This is a genomic window from Lysinibacillus sp. NPDC093712 (assembly GCF_050280025.1).
Lineage (GTDB): Bacteria > Bacillota > Bacilli > Bacillales_A > Planococcaceae > Lysinibacillus.
On record NZ_JBNNUU010000005.1, the window covers coordinates 90,424 to 109,716 of the forward strand.

Sequence of the window (19,293 nt, forward strand, 5' to 3'; positions counted from 1 at the left end):
ACATACAGCGCAACAAAAAAAGCCACCACGCCGTTACAGCGTAGTAGCCTTTAATAAGGTTAATTCAAAGCATGTTCCTGTTGGATTACTTTCAACTAAACGTAAATCACCACCAATTGATTGAGCCATCATTTTACTTAATGGTAAACCTAAGCCTAGCCCTCGAACAGCGTATTTTTTATTTTCCCCTCTATAAAATCGTTCGAAAATAAATGCCTGATCTTCTTGAGTTATTCCGTTCCCTGTATCTTTAACAGCAATTATGACACTATCAAGTTTTTGCCTTAATGTAATCGTCACTAAACCTTCCTGCATTGCTTGCTTTGCATTTGTTAAAAGGTTTGTGAATATTTGTTGCATACGTACAACATCTGTCTGCACATTTACTGACTCCAGAAGATAATTTACTTGTATTTTAACGTTTTGTTCATCCTCCATCACTTCCCACTGTGCCACAGCATCTCGCACAAGATGATTGACGTTCCCGGTGACGAGCTTAACAGGGATCGCATCTACTGCAAAACTATTAAAAGCTAGTAAATCTCCAACCATCGTTTTCATTTTCGTCGTTTCAAGCAATGCCATTTGAATAAATTCTTCTGCGTCTTTACCAGTTACAACACCATCTCTTACAGCCTGCAAAAGCCCACTAATGGACGTAACAGGCGTTTTTAGCTCATGCGTCACACCAGCAAGCAACTCTGTTCGCGTTCTCTCTAATTGTTCTAGTTTATTGGCCATTTCCTTAAACGATGTAACAAGCTCGAAAATTTCTTCTTCTTTATTATTTTGAGGTAAATCAAATGTATAATTGCCTTCTTGTACTTGTTTAGCCGCTTCAGCTACCTGCTTAATTGGACGTACTAAACGCTTTGATAAGAAATAGATCGCTCCCCAGCCTAGGACAGCAAGAGCTCCAATTAGTAAGGCAAGTTGACCATACTCTTGTTGAACTTTTGTCAAATTTTCCTTTTTCTCTAGCACAAGCACCCATCCGACTACGTTATTATCCTTTTCTATCTTCTTTTTCACTACATACTGAACCGTCTTTTTGCTATCGACTTCGACTAGTATCTTCTTCGTTCCTTCTTCATTATCTAATAGGTTAGCAACATTATTAGTGCTTCCTGGAGGCATCGGTCGATTACTCGTCAGAACATTGCCTTTTACATCGGCTACATATAATATTGGATCAATTTCTCTCATATTATATCGTTCACGATTCCCGATAAAGCCTGGTATGCCATCTGTAGGTGCATTTGAACCAGTTGTATCCGTCAAACGATAAACTGTTTCTTCCGCTATAAAATTCATTAAATCCAGCCGATTTTCAAAAGCTGTGTGACGTATCCAGCTAGCGGAAATTAAAGAGATAATGGCTAGCCCTATAAAGAGTGTAAGTAAATAACGTCTCGTCCAATAGTTGAGTAAGGAGATTCGCCTATTTTTTTTGAACACTTAACTGATACCCCAATCCACGTAATGTTTTAATCTCTCCTTCTGCTTCATCCCAGTCTATAAGTGCTTTACGTAATCGCTTCACCGCTAAATCGACGGCTCGATCACTGCCCTCATATTCCCAGCCCCACACTTGTTCAATGAGCTGATCCCGTGTAAATGTTTGATTTGGATGTTCTGCTAAAAATAAGAGCACCGATAAATCCCGCGGTGTTAACACAATTTCTTGACCATTGAGGTGCACTTGATGCGCCTGCATATCAATTTCCAACTGACCGAATCGCTTCTTTAAAGTTGTTCCATGATTGTTTTCAGCTCGCCTTAATACAGCCTTTACTCGCGCGACAACTTCGTCAGCTATAAACGGTTTAGGAATATAATCGTCTGCACCTTGATCGAAACCTTCTAAACGGTAATTTACATCCCCTAACGCAGTTAGCATAATCACTGGACAAGCGCTCTCATTCCGAATTTCTCGTAAAATCGTCCAGCCGTTTTTTTCAGGTAACATAATATCTAATAATACTAAATCAGGCTGATGTTCCATAAACACTTCTATTGCCTGACCACCCGTAAAGCATTGTACAACTTCATATCCAACCTTTTGCAAATAGGCCTTCAATACTTGGCTAATTGCGAATTCATCTTCCACCACTAATATTTTGGTCATCATTTTTCACCCCGCCACGGCTTGTTGATTTTTTATTATAGCATCTGTTTATGTCAGCCAAATGTCAGCAAGCTCTACAGAAGAATGCTCTATATGTATATTTGAAAACAGACTTATAACGATACATCATACAACCTATTCACCTAATGCATTTATAGAAAAAGTTATTATTCTTCTCTAGAATTTTTGCAATTCGGTTGACAATGGCTTCTTTGGACACTTATCATTGATTGCGAATGATAATCATTGATAATTCATTCAATTGTAGTTTAAACTATCTTCAATAAAATGATTAGGGGGTAATAGTATGATTATTGTTACAAATCGTATTCAAGTAAAGCCTGGCTTTGCAGCAAAAATGGCACCAAACTTTACGAAGCCAGGTCCTCTACAACAGTTTGAGGGCTTTCATAAAGTAGAGGTATTAATCTCGACAGATGATCCTACATATGACGAAATGAGCGTCAATATGTACTGGGAATCTAAGGAACATTTCCAAGCTTGGCGTAATAGTGATGCTTTTGCTGCGGCACATCACCGTCCAGAGCCTGGCTCAGAAGGTGCAAAACCTGAGAATAGCCCTATTATCGGCAGTAAAATTGTTATTGCTGAGCTTGCTTCTTCTATTGAAGCACAAAGCTAATAACGAATTGTAAACCTTTTAAATATCTTCTGATTCTATCTAAAAAACCATGCATATTTCTAGAAATATGCATGGTTTTTTAATTTAAGTGCCAGGCACTCACACAATTTTGAATATTCCCCAGGTAATATGGAATACAAGTGTCAGTCACTCACACAATTATTGAAACACGACTACTAAAATGTAGCCGACAACTGATAAACAAACAGAACCGATTAACCCTGCTATAAATGCTTTAATGCCCAATTGCTTAAACGTTTTAATCTCTACATTTAATCCTAATCCCGCCATCGCCATCGCAATTAGAATATATGCACAGTTCACAAGAGTTTGCGCAACTGCCGGTGGTACTATTCCTAATGAATTAATCCCACTCATTACTAAAAACCCTAGAATAAACCAAGGAATAATAGAAAGAGATAATGCTTTATTTCCTTGTTCGTTATCCCTTCTTTGATACATAATGCCGATTACAATTGCTACTGGCACAAGTAATGCTACGCGAGTTAATTTTACTATTACTGCCATATCAACAGCCTCATCACCACCTGCAGACGCTGCAGCAATGACATGAGCTATTTCATGTAATGTACCTCCCGCAAAAATACCATATTGCGTTGGCGTTAAACCAAATATTGAATACAACAGCGTATAAACAAGTGTAAATACTGTACCAAGCAACGCTACAATTGCTGCACCTACTGCTGTTTCCTTTTCATTTGCTTTAATTTGAGGCGCAATTGCAACTACAGCCGCAGCCCCACAAATAGCTGTCCCGCAAGCTGTTAAAATGCCGAGCTTTTTATCGACATTAAATACCTTCGTTAAGCCGTAAACGACAAAAAGTGCAAATACTAAATTGATGAATGCAATAAGAAAAACGCCTGTCCCTGCATGATAAATATCAGCTAAGTTCAACCGCATACCAAGCAAAATAATACCGAAACGCAATAGTTTTTTACTCGAAAAGGATATACCTGTTTGCCACGCATCTGGCACACTAAACGCTGCTCTCCAAGCCATCCCTAGTATAATTGCTATCACAAGTTGCCCTAAAATTGAGAAGAAAGGAAATGTAGAAATATACTTAGCCACTAAGGCAAGGCCCAACGTCAAAATAATGCCCTTTATAAAAGGCGGCGTTAGGAATTTCTTGATCCCTCGTTGTTGTTCCATGCTGTCCACTTCTTTCATTCTTTATGAATATTACTTTATAAAAAAGGTAATCATTAGTAAAATACATATATATAATTGTTATCATTAATTTTTCTAATAATAAGGGGTGATGTGATGCAATACGATGCGTTAAAAACTTTTATTACATTAGTTGAAGTAAACAATTTTACGAAAGCCTCAGAAATTTTACATATTTCTCAACCTAGTGTAAGTCTACATATTAAAAACCTTGAACAACATCTTCACACGACATTATTTATTCGCTCGCCAAAGTCTGTGCAAATTACACCTACTGGTGAAATTTTATATAAACGTGCAAAGCAAATTATGGCCATCGCGGAGGCTGCACAGGAAGATATTTTAGCATATCATCACTCAATTCAAGGAACGCTCATTATTGGGGCAAGCTTTACGATTGGCGAAAATATTCTGCCATCCATTTTGTCAAAACTTCAACAACAATTTCCTCAATTAGAGTTACACGTTATTATTGGCAATACCGATGAAATTATTCAATTTACCAAGCTATTACAAGTGGATATTGGACTTATAGAGGGGCAAGCACATGACAACGAGCTCGTCATTCAGCCGTTTATGCAAGATGAATTATTTATAGTTAGTGCAAGTAACCACCCCCTTGTTGAGCAATCCTCTATTACTATTTCACAATTACAACGACAAAAATGGGTTGCACGAGAAGTTGGCTCAGGAACACGCAATTATTTAGACCATCTATTTCGCACAAATGGCCTTCAAGTACATTCACTTCTAACAATTAGTAGCAATCAAGGCGTGAAGGAAAGTGTCATTGAAGGACTTGGCCTGTCTTTATTATCTGGCAGTGTCATTGAGCGTGATATCCGAAATGGCGATATTGCCATTTTGCCACTTGCGGAACAACGTTTTATGCGGACTTTTTCTTACCTTCACTCACCTACTATGAAGAATAAACGGAATGTTGAAGCACTAATTGAATTTATTACGAGGAAAAATGAAGCATAAAAAAAGCTTAGCAGGCTATATTTTAGTCGCTAAGCTTATTTTAATGTTCTAGGGTTTATCGTTTTACGAGCCTGTTTACGCTCGATAATCTCTATAAATTTTGTAGCAGCACGAGACAATGAAACGCTTTTTAAATAACACATACCAATGCTACGAGTTGGAATGCTTTCTGTTAATGGAAGCTCATATAGTAGGCCTCGCTGCAAATAATCCTGTGAAAACTCTTTTGTTACACAAGCAATCCCTAAATTACTACGTGCAAATTCAAGCACCAAATCATGCGAGCCGAGTTCAAACTCAGGTGCAATTTGAATTCCTTTCGATATTAAATAATTTTCAACATAGTTTCTTGAGTTGGATTTCTTCTCTAGAAAAATAAGTGGAAACTTAAGTAGATCTTCAAAATGTAAGCTTTTTGATTGCAGTGTTTTATATTTCTCTCCACATACGAAAATATCCTGTATTTCCGTGCACACTGTTAATTGTAGGCTTACATCTTCTATTGGAAAATTGCAAAGCCCTACATCCACTTCACCAGATTTAATAAAGTTACATATTTCAGAGGTCGTACCATTTAGCATCTGTAGCTTAATATTCGGATACATCGTATGAAAAGCCTCGAGATAGGGCATTAAAAAGAAGCGTGAAATCGTATCTCCTACACCTATTTTTAATTGCCCCGTCGTTAAATTTTTAAATTCCAGAAGCTTTTCCTCTCCAGCATCTAAAAGACCTAATGCCGAGTTTGTATATTCATACAGCAGCTTTCCCTCTGTCGTTAATGTTACGCCTTTCGGTGTACGATTAAAGAGTCGTGTACCAAGTTCTTTTTCCAATTGCATCATAGCTTGGCTAACTGCTGGCTGCGTCATAAATAAATCTTTAGCAGCCCTAGAAAAACTACTATTTTTAGCAACAACACTAAAAACACGATATAAATCTAATTTCCCTATCATATAAGTACTCCTTATAGCTATTATATGAACTATTAATTTTACTTATATCATTAACTGAGCGTATAGTAAAATCATATTGATTTTTATTCATATTATTTAAATTAACATATAGCTTTTTATGAGGAGAGATTATTTTGGAACGTGTAGTTGGTACAGTTGTAAGAGGTCTTCGTGGTCCTATTATTAACGAAGGCGATAATATTGAACAAATCGTTGTTGATACAGTGTTAAATGCCGCTAAAGTGGAAGGCTATTCAATTGAAGATCGTGATATCGTTACAGTAACAGAATCAGTTGTAGCTCGTGCACAAGGTAACTATGCATCAATCGATGACATCGCAGCGGACGTAGCTGCTAAATTCGGTGATGATACTGTTGGTGTTATTTTCCCAATTTTAAGCCGTAACCGTTTTGCAAACTGCTTACGTGGTATTGCGAAAGGTGTTAAAAAAGTTGTTTTAATGCTAAGCTACCCATCTGATGAAGTTGGTAACCACTTAGTTGATATTGATGAACTAGATGTAAAAGGAATTAACCCTTGGACAGATACATTAACGGAAGCTGAATTCCGTGAACATTTCGGCTATAAAAAACACACATTTACAGGTGTCGATTATATCGAATACTACAAAGAGTTAATTGAAGCTGAAGGAGCTGCTTGTGAAGTAATCTTCTCAAACAACCCGAAAACAATTTTAGACTATACAAAAAGCGTACTAACATGTGATATTCACACTCGCTTCCGTACAAAACGTATTTTAACAACGAATGGTGCTGAAAAAGTATTCTCGTTAGATAACATTTTAGCTGTATCTGTAAATGGTTCAGGCTTCAATGCTGAATACGGCTTACTTGGTTCAAACAAAGCGACAGAAGAAAGTGTAAAATTATTCCCACATACTTGCCAACCAATCGTTGACGGCATCCAAGCAAAAATCAAAGAAGCTACTGGTAAAACAGTAGAAGTAATGGTTTATGGAGATGGCGCATTTAAAGATCCTGTGGGTAAAATTTGGGAACTCGCTGATCCAGTTGTTTCTCCTGCCTATACTGCTGGCTTAGATGGTACACCTAATGAAGTGAAATTAAAATACTTAGCAGATAACGATTTTGCTGATCTTCGTGGAGAAGAATTAAAAGCAGCTATCTCTGAATATATTCAAAATAAAGACGAGGATTTAACTGGTCAAATGGCTGCTCAAGGTACAACACCTCGTAAATTAACAGACTTAATCGGTTCTCTTTCTGACTTAACTTCAGGCTCAGGCGACAAAGGAACACCAATGATTTATATTCAAGGTTATTTCGATAACTATACAAAATAATACGCTTTAACAGATAAACCCCTGCCTTTAAGGCAGGGGTTTTAGTTTGCAGATGAATACTGCTGTTGATTTCCGCTACGGGTGGGCGCTTTCCGCGGGCACATCGTAAGCCGCAACCCTCGCTAACGCGCGGTCTGTTGCGTCTTACATATTGTGCTGTTCCCGCAGGAGTCGCCGCCTCCGCTCCAATCAACTCGTATCGCACTCTCCTCTGGACGAAAAAGATTAAAATTAAGCACTATTATCGTCCTCCTGAATATAAGAAAGTCATCTAGTTCAACCAATATTTAAATAAATGCAGATGACTACTGCTGTTGATTTCCGCTACGGGCGGGCGCTTTCCGCGGGCACATCGTAAGCCGCAACCCTCGCTAACGCGCGGTCTGTTGCGTCTTACATATTGTGCTGTTCCCGCAGGAGTCGCCGCCTCCGCTCCAATCAACTACTAGGTACATACACTGACACACTAAAACACCCGCCAACAATGGCGGGTATTTTTTATGGGCATAATGTCCGTGTGATATTTTCAAAATAGCGTACACCGTAAATAAGGGCATCCTCATCAAGTTTAAAGCGTGGGTGATGCAACGGATATGCTTCACCAAACGCTTCGTTATGCACCCCTATAAACTGCATAGAAGAAGGGACAGCCTCAGAAAAATCTGCAAAATCCTCTGTGCCGAACATTGGTGCAGCTAATTCTTGTACACCCTCTGCTCCAACAATATCGCCAGCTATGCGACGTGATAAAACCGTTAGCTCCTTATCGTTTGTCACTGAAGGACAGCCAAGCTCCCATTTTATCTCTACTGTTGCTCCGTGCATTGCCGCTATACCATTGACAATCTTTTCTAAATGACGACGAGCATCGACACGTACTGTCGCGTCTAGTGAACGTATTGTACCACCTAACTCAGCAGTATCAGCAATAATATTTAATGCTGTGCCGCAATGGAATTGTGCTACCGTTAAGACAGGAGCATGGATGCTTGGTACTTTACGCGACACGATTGTTTGCAGTGCAACAACCATTTCTGAACCAATTAACAACGGATCAATTGCTACTTCAGGCATAGAGGCATGACTACCACGTCCATAAATCTTAATCTCAAAATCATCCGCGGCTGCTGTAAATTTCCCATCCTTCATGGCAAACTGACCAACTTTATAATCAGGGCTTACATGTAATGCAAATGCATAATCTACATTTTCTGCGATACCTAGAGAAACAAGTTGTGCTGCTCCCCCTGGTGTTACCTCCTCTGCGTGTTGGAAAACAAAACGAATTTCACCATTGAAATCTGTTCCTCGCTCGGCTAATGCTTTTGCAGCCCCTAATAACATGGCTGGGTGTGCATCATGTCCACAAGCATGCATGACACCTGGATTTTTTGATTTAAACGGCAGATCGGTCTCTTCTTCAATTGGCAATGCATCGATGTCAGCACGTAATAAAATAGTATGACCATAACCATCTGTCTTCGTTCCTTTTAAAAATGCGCAAACACTCGTTTCAGTTAAGCGCTTCACTTCTAAATGCGGGAATGTTATTAATTGGTTATAAATATAATTTGCTGTCTCATGTTCTTGATGTGATAACTCTGGATGCATATGTAAATGCTGTCTCCAGGCAATGACTTGTTGTTTTAAATCCTTTGTTTCTATCATTTATAAATCCTCCTATCATTCTACCAAGTTAAAACGGTCCGTAATTCATAGTGTGAGCGATAATTAGTAAAATTATTGCTAAAGCTGTTTGAATAGCGAAGTATGGGAACACCCATTTAAACCATTTAGAAAATGGAATACCTGCAATGGCAAGACCTGCTAACAATACACCACTTGTAGGGATTACCATGTTTGAAATACCGTCTCCAAACTGGAAAGCCAATACCGCTGTCTGTCTTGATACACCAATTAAATCTGCTAACGGTGTCATAATTGGCATTGTCAAAGCCGCTTGTCCACTTCCTGATGGCACTAAGAAATTTAAGCAAAGCTGTAGTAAGAACATGCCCACAGCGTTAATAGAAGCAGGAAGTACACTTACTGCATTCGCTACAAAATGTAAAATCGTATCAATTAAGCCACCTGATGTAGTAATAACTAAAATAGTTTGAGCAAAGCCAATGATAAGTGCACCCTCTACCATATCTCTAGCTCCTGAAATAAAGCCTTCAGCCATTTTATTCGGGCTCATTTTACAAATTATTGACATAATAATACTGCTTAATAGGAACACGCCACCAATTTCACTGATATACCATTGGAACTTAATAACCCCAACGATTAATGCGACAAAATTCGCCAATAACACAAGCAATGCTAATAAGTGGCGCCCACTCATTTTAAAGTCTAATGATATTTCAACACTTTCTTCTGGCTTAAATTTCCCGTATATCCCTTTAGACGGATCTTTTTTAACTTTTTTAGCATGTCTAATAATATAGATGACCGTTAAAAGATAAAAAACAAAAAATACGATAATTCTATAGGACATACCTGAATACATTGGCAATTCAGCTATCGTTTGAGCAACCCCGATGTTAAACGGATTCGTAATCCCCGATGTAAATCCAGTAGCTAATGTCCCTAGCATCACTATCGCAAATCCTGTAATTGCGTCCATTCCAAGAGCCATCGTTAATGGAATAATAATCGCAATGTATACTAGCGTATCCTCAGCTGAACCGATTAAAGTTCCCAAACTACCAAAAATTAATATAAGAATCGGAATTAATACATACTCCTTCTTGCCAAACTTAGAAGCCATTACTTTAATAAATGAGTCAATAGCTCCTGTTTTTTGCATGATACCAAGTGCGCCACCAAATAAAAATACAAATAAAATAATAGAGGCACCTTCCAGCAACCCTAAATGGACACTATTAAATATTTGGAGAAAACCCACTGGGCTCGACTCAATATAGTGAAATGATTCAGGATCCACAACCATTCGACCATTACTCTCCACTCGATCGTACTGACCTGCTGGAATAATATAAGTAAGGGCACTCATTACTAAAATAATGATAAACATTAAAACAAACGCATTAATACCTTTAGTTTTTGGCTCTTCTAAATTATTATCTTCCTGTAGATTTGCCATTCTCTCTCCCCTTTACATTCGTAGTTTAAAACCTTTTCAAAAGTAGAAACTTGCTACATTAGACAAGAAATCTACTCCACCCCCTTTTCCGTTAAGCGGAAATATATTCCGATAAACGGAAATATATTAGTAAAAATATAAAAAATTAAAACTTAAATGTCAATATTTTTTGATAATTCTGTTTAATAAAGCATTTAATTTTTATACATAATACAGCGAAAATCTACTAATTTAGTCAATTAGAATAATGCAAAATCATTTCAATTTTAATAGTAAAAAATATATAATTACTTCGCTCACTATCAACTCATTTCACTATCATTCTACGTGTAGGTTTAAAAAGTCAGGGTACGATTTTAGCCCTCCTTTGAATAAACATCCGTTACTTAATTATCCAAAAACAGGCTCATTTTTAATAAAAATCTATCATTTAAAAAATGAAAAAGACCGCACCTTTTTTCGGAGCAGTCTCTTTCCAGACAAACATCAAAACATTCTTCCCAGTAGTTTATATGTATACTAAATGTATATATCGTATATTTATGCAATCAATATACTAACAATTTCTGTCGTTTGCTGTCCATTTTAAATCTGTAAAAAATAGTAAAAATCTGCTCGACATTCACTAATTGTCTAGCAGATTTCACTATATTGAAACACAGGAATAACGGAACACCAGCCTTACGCATTGGCTTGCAATCAGATTTTTTTAGCCGGTTTAAATACACCTTTAAAAATTCCCGAGCATTTAACTTTAAGTACATTCACCCCTACCCCTATAGAAGTAGAGAACATTTGCTGAAGGAAGCTAAATATAAAACGTATAGTCTTCTGGTGTTACACGCTTTAAAAACTTTTTCGTCCGCTCCTCTTTCGGACTAACGAATATATCATGAGGGCTTCCCTCTTCCACCACAACACCACCGTCCATAAAAATAACGCGGTTTGCGACATCCTTTGCAAAACCCATCTCATGCGTTACTACAAGCATTGTCGTGCCTTCTTTCGCAATGTTTTTCATAACGGTCAACACTTCTCCTACTAACTCTGGATCAAGTGCAGATGTCGGTTCATCAAACAAAATTATATCTGGATTTAAGGCAACTGCTCGAGCTATACCAACACGCTGCTGTTGACCACCTGATAACTGACTTGGATAAGCATTATATTTTTCTGACAAACCTACTTTGTCGAGCGCTTTTTTGCCGATTTCAATAGCCTCATCCTTTGCTATTTTCCGACCAATAACAAGCCCTTCTGTAACATTTTCTAAAGCTGTTTTATTAGTAAAGAGGTTGTAATTTTGGAATACAAAAGCGACACGTTGTCGAATAGCATGAACATCCTTTTTCTTTACGTTTTGAAAATCTACATCGATATTTCCAAACGTTGCATGCCCTTGATCTGCCTTTTCTAAAAAGTTAATGCAACGCAATAATGTCGTTTTACCGGAGCCACTCGGACCTAAAATAACAACTACATCACCTTTATCAATAGATAAGTCTACACCTTTTAAAATTTCATTGTTGCCAAATGATTTATGAATATTTTTGATTTTTAACATGATAATCGCCCCTTAGGCATTTGCCATTTTGTATGTGCTCAAATGTTTCTCGTATCGCTTAAACATGTATTCAACCGTACTACACAAAATTAAATACACGATGAAAATATCAAGATATGCTTCCACATAATTGTAGCCGACATTAGCAGCCACTTTGGCCTTCAGTGTAATTTCTGGCAATGACATTGCATAACCCAATGACGTCGCTTTTATTAAGTTCACTGTTGCTGTACAAATATTCGGCATAGCAACGACTAAAGCTTGTGGAATAATAATTCGTCGATATGCTTGAAATGTCGTTAAACCGACCGCATGCGCTGCCTCAAGCTGGCCCTTCTCAATAGTACTTAAAGCCGAGCGGAATACCTCTATTAAAATAGCTGTTGTACTAAAAGCAAAGACAATAAACGCATACCAAATCGGATTGATTTTATATATATCGTAGGCAATATGATATTTTTCAAAAATCATTTTTAGAATTAGTGGAATGCTACTATAAATAATGAATATCTGAATAATAATTGGAGTACCTCGAACAAAGGATACATAAATTTTTGCTAGATGATGAATAACCGGAATTTTATTGATGCGTGTTAGTGCTAATAAAAATCCTAGTGGTAGGGCAACGAGCAACGCAACAACCGTTACAAGGAGTGCAATCGGTACGCCGGATAATGCCACAAAAAAGGTTTCAAGTAAAAATTGATAGTTCATGATTACGCCTCCTTACGTCGTTTCTAACGTTCTTTTACCCTTGCCGAAAAACTTTTCCAACATAGCAAAGAATTTTTCAATAACTATGGATAGTACCCAATAGACAATCGCAAGCGCAATATATATTTCTAGTGCATGTGCATTGATATTACTAGCTATAATTAAGTTCGCTTTCCCAACAATATCAATTAAACCAATTGTGTAAGCTAATGCGCCCTCTTGTAATAACGCAATCATCCCATTCCCGAAGTTCGGTAATGCAATAACAAGTGCTTGGGGAAAAATAATACGACGATAAGCTTGAAATGGTGTTAACCCTACACTGACAGCCGCTTCATACTGCCCCTTGTTAATAGCCAAATAAGAAGATCTAATCACTTCTGACATTATTGCAGCAAACTGCAATGTGAATGTTACGACAACAAAGAACGCCGTATCTATCGCATGAAGATTTAAACCAATGTTTTCTGCTAATGCAGGTACCCCGTAATATACAAGGAATAATAGAACGATAGATGGCGTACAACGCATAATCGTTGTATACAAATTCGCTATTTTTTGTAACAGTTTCATTGAACTTAACTTTGCTACAGCTAATAACAAGCCGAAAAATGTACCTAGTACAATGGAAGAACCTGCAACTAAAAAGGTTACTTTTAAAAACGGCAATAATAAGGGAATAGCGTTCCAAATGTACGATGCATCAAAATACTTCTCCATTTCCTCACCAACTTTATAAAATGTCTTCACTAAAGGCTGCTAAGAAACAACACCTTCGTTCTCCGTTTATTAAGAAAGACTGCTGAGTATGTTGACTCAGGCAGCCTTTGAAAAAATTATCGATTTACGTTTTCTAACACTTCAAATAAATCACGGCCATAAAATTCTTTACTTAATTCACTTGTTTTCTTTTGCTCCTTAATTTGAGCAATCGCTTTATCGTAAGCATCTGCAAATTCTTGCTCTTTTTTGTTGAACAATGGCCATGTTTTAATCACTGCAAACTCGTTGTAAACAACTTCATCTTTTAAGTTATGATAAGCACCATCATCGGCAACAACTTGCTGTTTGAATGGCCCTTCAATCATGACACCACCATCAACGCGACCTTCATTTACCCATTGCACCACATCCACAGTAAATGCATCACCAGCTTGTAATTTAACTTCGTTAGTTGGATTTGCTTTATTGTACTCATCAATAATTGTATACTGCGCATTGTTTGCAGCGATTGGTGCTAGTGAGTAGCCCTTTGTTGCAAAGTCAGCTAATGTTTTTACGCCCTCATCTTCTTTGCGTAACACTAAACCTGCACTACTTAACCCTAAAAACTCTTTAGGGAATATAAACTTCTCTGTACGCTCCTGCGTAAAGAATGCATTTTTTACACCTACTTGGTACTTTCCTTGCTCTACACCGATTAGTAAATCGTCGCTTGTAGTCCCTACGTATTCAAACTTATATTCTGGTAATAATTCATCTACCAGCTTCATTACTTCCACATCATAACCAGTTGGATTTCCCTTATCATCAATATAGCTAATTGGCTTAGAAGCTTGATCGTAAGCAACCTTTACAGTACGAACTTTAACCCCATCTTCTGTTTCGTTTTTAGATGCTTCGCTAGAACTGCATCCTGCTAAAATAGCAAGAGAAGCCAACCCGACTGCTGCAAATTGAAATAATTTTTTCTTTTGTTTAAACATATGTCATTTCCCCTTAATCTCAAGTGATTTTAATATTAATGTTCCGTTAGTTTCTGCTGCTCAATAGCAGCTGTTGCTAGTTTAATAATCGTCATATCATCCATTGGCGGGTTATGTAAACCTGCACGGACATTGCGATAATAGCGCTGTAGTGGATTCGTAAGCTGCAAACTTTTTGCTCCAACTACACGCATCGCCTTATCTACAATATCAATCGCAATATTTGTCACGGTGTGCTTTGCAACCGCCATTTCATTCGTTAAAGTATCGCGTCTAGCTGGATCATCATAAGCTTCCGCTACTCCATATAGCACAAAGCGTGCCTGATGAAGCTTTAATTCAATATCACCTAATAGCTGCTGCACATTAGGCAATGTACTAATCGGAGCATTTAAACTATTTGGTTGATGATGATTAGCAAAATGTAACGCATAGTCTCGGGCTGCCTGAGCAATCCCTAAGTAAGTTGCTGGAATATGTAAAATCCAGCCATTGATTTTGCCACCGCTTGGGTGATTCGGCAATTCTACTAAATGGTTTTTAGGGACAACGACATTCTCTAACACTAAATCATGACTGCTTGTGCCACGCATCGCAGACATTTCCCAGTTTTCTACAATCGATAGCCCTGTTATATCTTTATGAATGAGAAAGAAGCCTATTTGCCCCTTTTCTTCAATCCAAGCAGACGTTAAGAAATAATCTAGGACAGGTGATGCAGTCGTAAATATTTTACGGCCATTTAATAACCAGCCACTATCTGTTGATACAGCAGTTGTTCCAGGGCGACCACCTCGTGTCGGACTACCAGTTGCTAATTCACTGACAGCTCGATTTATGATGGCACCTTTTTGTACTTCCAAAGCAAACTCTTGGAGAATATCGTCTGCCCATAGCTTCTTATCATATATCTCACCAACAACGCCTAGAGTCCATCCTAGTGAAAGAGAGGCGTTCTCGTCGTAGCTAGCTAGTGTTTCTTGAACGAGGATCATATCGTAAACAGATAGTCCCTCTCCACCATATTGTTTTGGTAATGTTAGTTTTGGATAGCCGATTTGCAATAATAGCTTATGTGCCTCAAATGGGAAACGCGATTGTTCATCGACTTCTACAGCCTCTGATTTAATAGGTTCCGCAATTGAAGCAAGCTGCTCCAACCAATATTGCTGGCGCCCAGTTTTAATAAATAACTCTTTCAAGAAAATCTCCTTCTTCCTAAATTATATAAAACATATATATTTACTAAGAATTAATGTTGTAAAAAAATCTCTACCTACATTAGTGGTGAGATTACTTTAGTACTGAATTTTCAGATTCATTGTCATTATGATACTTTCAACATGTTTAATTGTCAATGGTTAATCACAAGTTTTTTTGTAAGAATTATAGGGTTTTATTTTCTCCTTATTCCAGCTCTTTATTTTGTGCACCAAGCTGTATTTAAAACATATGCTAACACTAAGAAAGAGGTGTATAAATGACCAAAAATACGAATCCATCTCCAAATACTGTAAACATCACACATATAGCTCCTCAAATTATTCAAACGAAATTTGGAGATATTAACGGTGATGGCTTTTTTGATACAGTTTTTTTAATGGGCACTAAGACGCCGGAAAGTCCCCTATGGCAGAATCTAACACTAGTTGTTTTTTACGGACAAACAAGACAATTCCAACAAATTGGGCTGAAAGAAAACATTGGCTATAACCCTACGATTTTTCTAGGCGATTTCACAGGGGATCATATAGAAGATATTCTTGTTATTTCTGATACTGGTGGCAGTGGTGGCATTATTAATGGTGAGATTTTTTCCTCGATAAACGGGAAATTGCTTTCGATATTTGATACGGAGTCATTTAATAATAAACTAACTTACTCGGTCAATTACTTAAATAACTACAAAGCATCCGTTCGTAGCACGAATCCTAAAAAGCAGTATATTCTCGATTTACAATATAAAGGAGCCGAATATTTAGCAGAAATTTATAATAAGGATGGTACATTGAAGCAACCGATTGAAGGTTGGGTTGACCCTATTAGCGGATTATATCCTATTGATTATGCTCGGGATGGAACATATCAACTATTAGCCTATCAGGAAATTGCGGGCAGATATCATGCAGATGGTTTAGGATTTGTTGAAAACATCTTAAAATGGAATGGCCGAGAATTTGTAGTTGATCAACAATCCGTGTCCATATATGGCGAGGATTTAACATAAAACGAGAATATAAACTAAAAAGTCCGCATACATTCCTGCGAACACAGCATAAAACATAAGCCCTGTGAGAAAAGAAGGCTGTCCTACGCTATGTTCAACGGAAAACAAGCGGATTTTTAATTTTGTAGGACGTAAAAAACGACCCTACATGTTATTTTTCAACTAAAGCGAAGTAATTATTTTCGTGGTCCGCGAAGTTAAAAACTCTACCCATTGGCATCATTACTAAGTCGCCCACTTTAATCCCCTTCGTTTGGAAATCTTGGTACATTTCTGTTATATTATCAGCATAAAACATAATAGAAGGTGTTTCTAAATTTAATTCGGGCTGCATTTTAGCAATCATTTCTTTGTTGTGTAGTACAAATGACGTTTGTGCGTCTTTTGTAGGGGCAATTTCAATCCAACGCATTTCCGCCTCAGTATTATCCGCTACTACTACAAATCCAATTTTTTCTGTCCAAAACGCTACAGCTGCATCTTGGTCATTTACATACAACATTACTTGTCCAATTTGTTGAATCATGACAAAGCCCTCCCTTTTGAACAATAGTATACATCAAAACATAATTTTATATGTCTTTAGCAGTCAATATTTTTAGTGGAATTTCGAGATTTTCTTAATTATCTTAATAAAAGAAAAACTGATAAAGACTTAACTTTTATTTTTTTTTTGTTAAAATGAGCTAGTCATCTATTATTTACCTTCTCGGGAAATGTATAGAACAATAATATTATAGTGAGGATAACACAAGTGACAAAACTAAGTTTACGAAAAAAGCTCATTTTTTCATTCTTAGCAATACTTCTCATCCCAACATTTATCATTGGTATCATTTCATACCAAAGTGCGGAGAAGCAAATTTCTAAGGAACAGCAAGCAAGTGCTACCGAAAGTATTCGAATGCTTGATACGAATATTACAGGTACTATTAAACCAAAGGTTGAAGACATTCAATATTTTACAAAGAAAATTAATCAATCTTATTTACAAGAAAGTAAAGTTCCAGAGCTTCGATCGCTATTACAAGAATATGTGAATATGCACCCAGAAGTTGAGCTCGTCTATCTCGGCACTAGTGAAGGTAAGATTATAGATGAGCCTGCACAACAATACCAAAGTGACTTTGATCCACGTACAAGACCTTGGTATACGCAAGCATTAAGTAATAAAGGGCAAATAGCCATTACAGCACCTTATATTTCGCAAGCTTCAAATGCCATGGTTATTACAATTACACAAGCTTTACCAGATGGTTCCGGTGTCATTGGATTAGATCTCAATATATCTACACTAAGTGACATTACCAACGATATTCACATCGGAAAAACGGGCTTTGCCTCACTTTTAGATAACAACAAAACATATATTTCCCAACACGATAAAGAAAGTGGGTCAGAAGCTACTGAAAGCTACATTTCAAAAATTTATGAGCAAGACAATGGCACAATTGTTGAAAAGGATCGACAGCTACAATTTATCACCAATGAACTAACAGGTTGGAAGCTTGTTGGTACAATGTTTTCAGCTGAAGCAACAAAAGCTGCAGCTTCAACCTTTAATATCAACTTAATCATTATTGTTATTTCAATTATTGTCGGTGTTGTGTTTATGCTTCTGATGATTAAATCCATTGTGAATCCAATTAATCGACTAAAGCATAGCGCTATTAAAATTAGCGAAGGCGATTTAACAGAATTTATCGAAATACATTCTAAGGATGAAATTGGACAGCTTGGAGAGGCTTTCGTTTCAATGAAAGTTAATTTAAAAAAGCTTATTCGCAATGTTGATCGAAGCGTCCAACATGTACAAGCATCCGCACACGGATTATCTGCACATGCAGAACAAAATATTGCATCTTCAGAGCAAGTTGCACAGGCGATGCAACAGGTAGCAATTAGTGCAGAGAGTCAGACAACGGGTAGTGACCAAAATGCTATCTCTATTGAGGAAATTGCACAAGGCATCGTTGAAGTGGCTGATAGCGCCATGCAAGTTACAGATCTTTCTAGCAACGCTATTGTGCAAGCTGAAGAGGGTGGTCAATCTGTTGAGCGGACTGTCAACCAAATGAATTCCATTAATGAGTCGGTTGCACAATCAGACAAAATGATTAAGTCGCTTTACGATCGTTCAAAAGAGATTGGTTCCATTTTAGAAATTATAAGTGCTATTTCAGACCAAACGAATTTACTAGCATTAAACGCTGCAATTGAGGCTGCTAGAGCAGGTGAACATGGTAAAGGTTTTGCTGTAGTGGCCGATGAAGTAAGAAAACTAGCCGAGCAATCACATCAATCTGCAGAGCAAATTTCCTCGCTGATTACAGGTATTCAGCAAGATACTGCTAAATCTGTTGAAACAATGGTTAAAGCATCTGCAGATGTACAAGAAGGTATTCTGTTATCAGAAGACACAAGCAAAAAATTTGCTAGTATTACTGAAAGCTTACGTAATATTGCACCAAAAATGGAGGGTATCTCAGCTTCCGCGCAAGAAATTTCAGCGGTAGTGGAGGAAGTTTCAGCAACTGCTATTGAATTAACCGACCATGCTAAGCTAAATGCAGCGGCTTCAGAGGAAGTTGCGGCTTCAACTGAACAAACACTATCCTCCATGCAGGAAATGACTGCATCTGCCAAAGCTTTACTCGATATGGCTGATGAATTACAAGGCTATGTGAACCGTTTTAAATATTAAAAAATGCACGATGAGTAAAGGTTTCCCTCTGCTCATCGT

At 37.5% G+C, this 19,293-nt stretch carries 17 protein-coding genes; 5 read left to right on the forward strand and 12 right to left on the reverse strand.

What is annotated here, in order from left to right; genetic code table 11:
* Positions 1–33 precede the first annotated feature (33 nt).
* Together ACQKNX_RS18405 and ACQKNX_RS18410 are read right to left on the reverse strand one after the other, a co-directional pair.
* Positions 34–1,458, reverse strand: a complete 1,425-nt coding sequence (locus ACQKNX_RS18405) for an ATP-binding protein (protein WP_427430095.1) — start codon at positions 1,456–1,458, stop codon at positions 34–36.
* Positions 1,442–2,128 carry a response regulator gene (locus tag ACQKNX_RS18410; RefSeq protein WP_427430201.1) on the reverse strand — a complete coding sequence of 229 codons (687 nt, stop codon included), beginning with the start codon at positions 2,126–2,128 and terminating at the stop codon, positions 1,442–1,444. The genes ACQKNX_RS18405 and ACQKNX_RS18410 overlap by 17 nt, the downstream gene beginning before the upstream one ends.
* 307 nt (positions 2,129–2,435) lie before the next feature.
* Here ACQKNX_RS18410 and ACQKNX_RS18415 point away from each other — a divergent pair, with 307 nt between their 5' ends.
* A complete protein-coding gene (locus ACQKNX_RS18415) occupies positions 2,436–2,771 on the forward strand; it encodes a heme oxygenase (protein WP_173479220.1) in 336 nt (111 codons plus the stop codon).
* A gap of 159 nt (positions 2,772–2,930) precedes the next feature.
* Here ACQKNX_RS18415 and ACQKNX_RS18420 read toward each other — a convergent pair whose 3' ends face one another.
* A complete protein-coding gene (locus tag ACQKNX_RS18420) occupies positions 2,931–3,947 on the reverse strand; it encodes a YeiH family protein (protein ID WP_427430097.1) in 1,017 nt (338 codons plus the stop codon).
* A gap of 114 nt (positions 3,948–4,061) precedes the next feature.
* Between ACQKNX_RS18420 and ACQKNX_RS18425 the strand changes: the two genes are divergently transcribed.
* Positions 4,062–4,949, forward strand: a complete 888-nt coding sequence (locus ACQKNX_RS18425; protein WP_427430098.1) for a LysR substrate-binding domain-containing protein — start codon at positions 4,062–4,064, stop codon at positions 4,947–4,949.
* A 35-nt stretch (positions 4,950–4,984) separates the two neighbouring features.
* Here ACQKNX_RS18425 and ACQKNX_RS18430 read toward each other — a convergent pair whose 3' ends face one another.
* Positions 4,985–5,905, reverse strand: a complete 921-nt coding sequence (locus ACQKNX_RS18430; protein WP_427430099.1) for a LysR family transcriptional regulator — start codon at positions 5,903–5,905, stop codon at positions 4,985–4,987.
* A gap of 134 nt (positions 5,906–6,039) precedes the next feature.
* Between ACQKNX_RS18430 and ACQKNX_RS18435 the strand changes: the two genes are divergently transcribed.
* Positions 6,040–7,230, forward strand: a complete 1,191-nt coding sequence (locus tag ACQKNX_RS18435; RefSeq protein WP_427430101.1) for a coenzyme F420-0:L-glutamate ligase — start codon at positions 6,040–6,042, stop codon at positions 7,228–7,230.
* Between the two features lie 498 nt (positions 7,231–7,728).
* Here the strand turns inward: ACQKNX_RS18435 and ACQKNX_RS18440 are convergent, their stop codons facing one another.
* From ACQKNX_RS18440 to ACQKNX_RS18470, 7 genes are all read right to left on the reverse strand, one after another.
* Positions 7,729–8,898 (reverse strand): M20 metallopeptidase family protein, encoded by a 1,170-nt coding sequence (locus ACQKNX_RS18440; RefSeq protein ID WP_427430102.1) that lies wholly within the window; start codon positions 8,896–8,898, stop codon positions 7,729–7,731.
* A 28-nt stretch (positions 8,899–8,926) separates the two neighbouring features.
* The gene (locus ACQKNX_RS18445) at positions 8,927–10,339 is read right to left on the reverse strand and encodes a YfcC family protein (RefSeq protein ID WP_427430103.1); all 1,413 of its coding nucleotides are present in this window, start codon (positions 10,337–10,339) and stop codon (positions 8,927–8,929) included.
* An 808-nt stretch (positions 10,340–11,147) separates the two neighbouring features.
* Positions 11,148–11,903, reverse strand: coding sequence for an amino acid ABC transporter ATP-binding protein (locus tag ACQKNX_RS18450; protein ID WP_427430104.1), 756 nt, complete (start codon positions 11,901–11,903; stop codon positions 11,148–11,150).
* 12 nt (positions 11,904–11,915) lie between these two features.
* Entirely contained in the window at positions 11,916–12,617 is a 702-nt protein-coding gene (locus ACQKNX_RS18455) for an amino acid ABC transporter permease (RefSeq protein ID WP_427430105.1), read from the reverse strand.
* Positions 12,618–12,629: 12 nt separating this feature from the next.
* Positions 12,630–13,367 (reverse strand): amino acid ABC transporter permease, encoded by a 738-nt coding sequence (locus tag ACQKNX_RS18460; protein WP_427430106.1) that lies wholly within the window; start codon positions 13,365–13,367, stop codon positions 12,630–12,632.
* Positions 13,368–13,453: 86 nt separating this feature from the next.
* Positions 13,454–14,323, reverse strand: coding sequence for a transporter substrate-binding domain-containing protein (locus ACQKNX_RS18465; protein WP_427430107.1), 870 nt, complete (start codon positions 14,321–14,323; stop codon positions 13,454–13,456).
* A 35-nt stretch (positions 14,324–14,358) separates the two neighbouring features.
* Complete coding sequence (locus ACQKNX_RS18470; RefSeq protein WP_427430108.1) at positions 14,359–15,525, reverse strand: acyl-CoA dehydrogenase family protein; 1,167 nt, start codon at positions 15,523–15,525, stop codon at positions 14,359–14,361.
* 278 nt (positions 15,526–15,803) lie between these two features.
* Between ACQKNX_RS18470 and ACQKNX_RS18475 the strand changes: the two genes are divergently transcribed.
* Positions 15,804–16,550, forward strand: coding sequence for a hypothetical protein (locus tag ACQKNX_RS18475; RefSeq protein WP_427430109.1), 747 nt, complete (start codon positions 15,804–15,806; stop codon positions 16,548–16,550).
* A gap of 151 nt (positions 16,551–16,701) precedes the next feature.
* Here the strand turns inward: ACQKNX_RS18475 and ACQKNX_RS18480 are convergent, their stop codons facing one another.
* Complete coding sequence (locus tag ACQKNX_RS18480; RefSeq protein WP_340821664.1) at positions 16,702–17,076, reverse strand: VOC family protein; 375 nt, start codon at positions 17,074–17,076, stop codon at positions 16,702–16,704.
* A 228-nt stretch (positions 17,077–17,304) separates the two neighbouring features.
* Here ACQKNX_RS18480 and ACQKNX_RS18485 point away from each other — a divergent pair, with 228 nt between their 5' ends.
* Complete coding sequence (locus ACQKNX_RS18485; RefSeq protein ID WP_427430110.1) at positions 17,305–19,254, forward strand: methyl-accepting chemotaxis protein; 1,950 nt, start codon at positions 17,305–17,307, stop codon at positions 19,252–19,254.
* Positions 19,255–19,293 lie beyond the last annotated feature (39 nt).

Bases quoted from the DNA above. Each gene is read 5' to 3' on its own strand.
- ACQKNX_RS18440 (WP_427430102.1), bottom strand. From the start codon at position 8,898: ATGATAGAAACAAAGGATTTAAAACAACAAGTCATTGCCTGGAGACAG.
- ACQKNX_RS18420 (WP_427430097.1), bottom strand. From the start codon at position 3,947: ATGGAACAACAACGAGGGATCAAGAAATTCCTAACGCCGCCTTTTATA.
- ACQKNX_RS18450 (WP_427430104.1), bottom strand. From the start codon at position 11,903: ATGTTAAAAATCAAAAATATTCATAAATCATTTGGCAACAATGAAATT.
- ACQKNX_RS18415 (WP_173479220.1), top strand. From the start codon at position 2,436: ATGATTATTGTTACAAATCGTATTCAAGTAAAGCCTGGCTTTGCAGCA.
- ACQKNX_RS18425 (WP_427430098.1), top strand. From the start codon at position 4,062: ATGCAATACGATGCGTTAAAAACTTTTATTACATTAGTTGAAGTAAAC.
- ACQKNX_RS18410 (WP_427430201.1), bottom strand. From the start codon at position 2,128: ATGACCAAAATATTAGTGGTGGAAGATGAATTCGCAATTAGCCAAGTA.
- ACQKNX_RS18480 (WP_340821664.1), bottom strand. From the start codon at position 17,076: ATGATTCAACAAATTGGACAAGTAATGTTGTATGTAAATGACCAAGAT.
- ACQKNX_RS18455 (WP_427430105.1), bottom strand. From the start codon at position 12,617: ATGAACTATCAATTTTTACTTGAAACCTTTTTTGTGGCATTATCCGGC.
- ACQKNX_RS18465 (WP_427430107.1), bottom strand. From the start codon at position 14,323: ATGTTTAAACAAAAGAAAAAATTATTTCAATTTGCAGCAGTCGGGTTG.
- ACQKNX_RS18430 (WP_427430099.1), bottom strand. From the start codon at position 5,905: ATGATAGGGAAATTAGATTTATATCGTGTTTTTAGTGTTGTTGCTAAA.
- ACQKNX_RS18445 (WP_427430103.1), bottom strand. From the start codon at position 10,339: ATGGCAAATCTACAGGAAGATAATAATTTAGAAGAGCCAAAAACTAAA.
- ACQKNX_RS18475 (WP_427430109.1), top strand. From the start codon at position 15,804: ATGACCAAAAATACGAATCCATCTCCAAATACTGTAAACATCACACAT.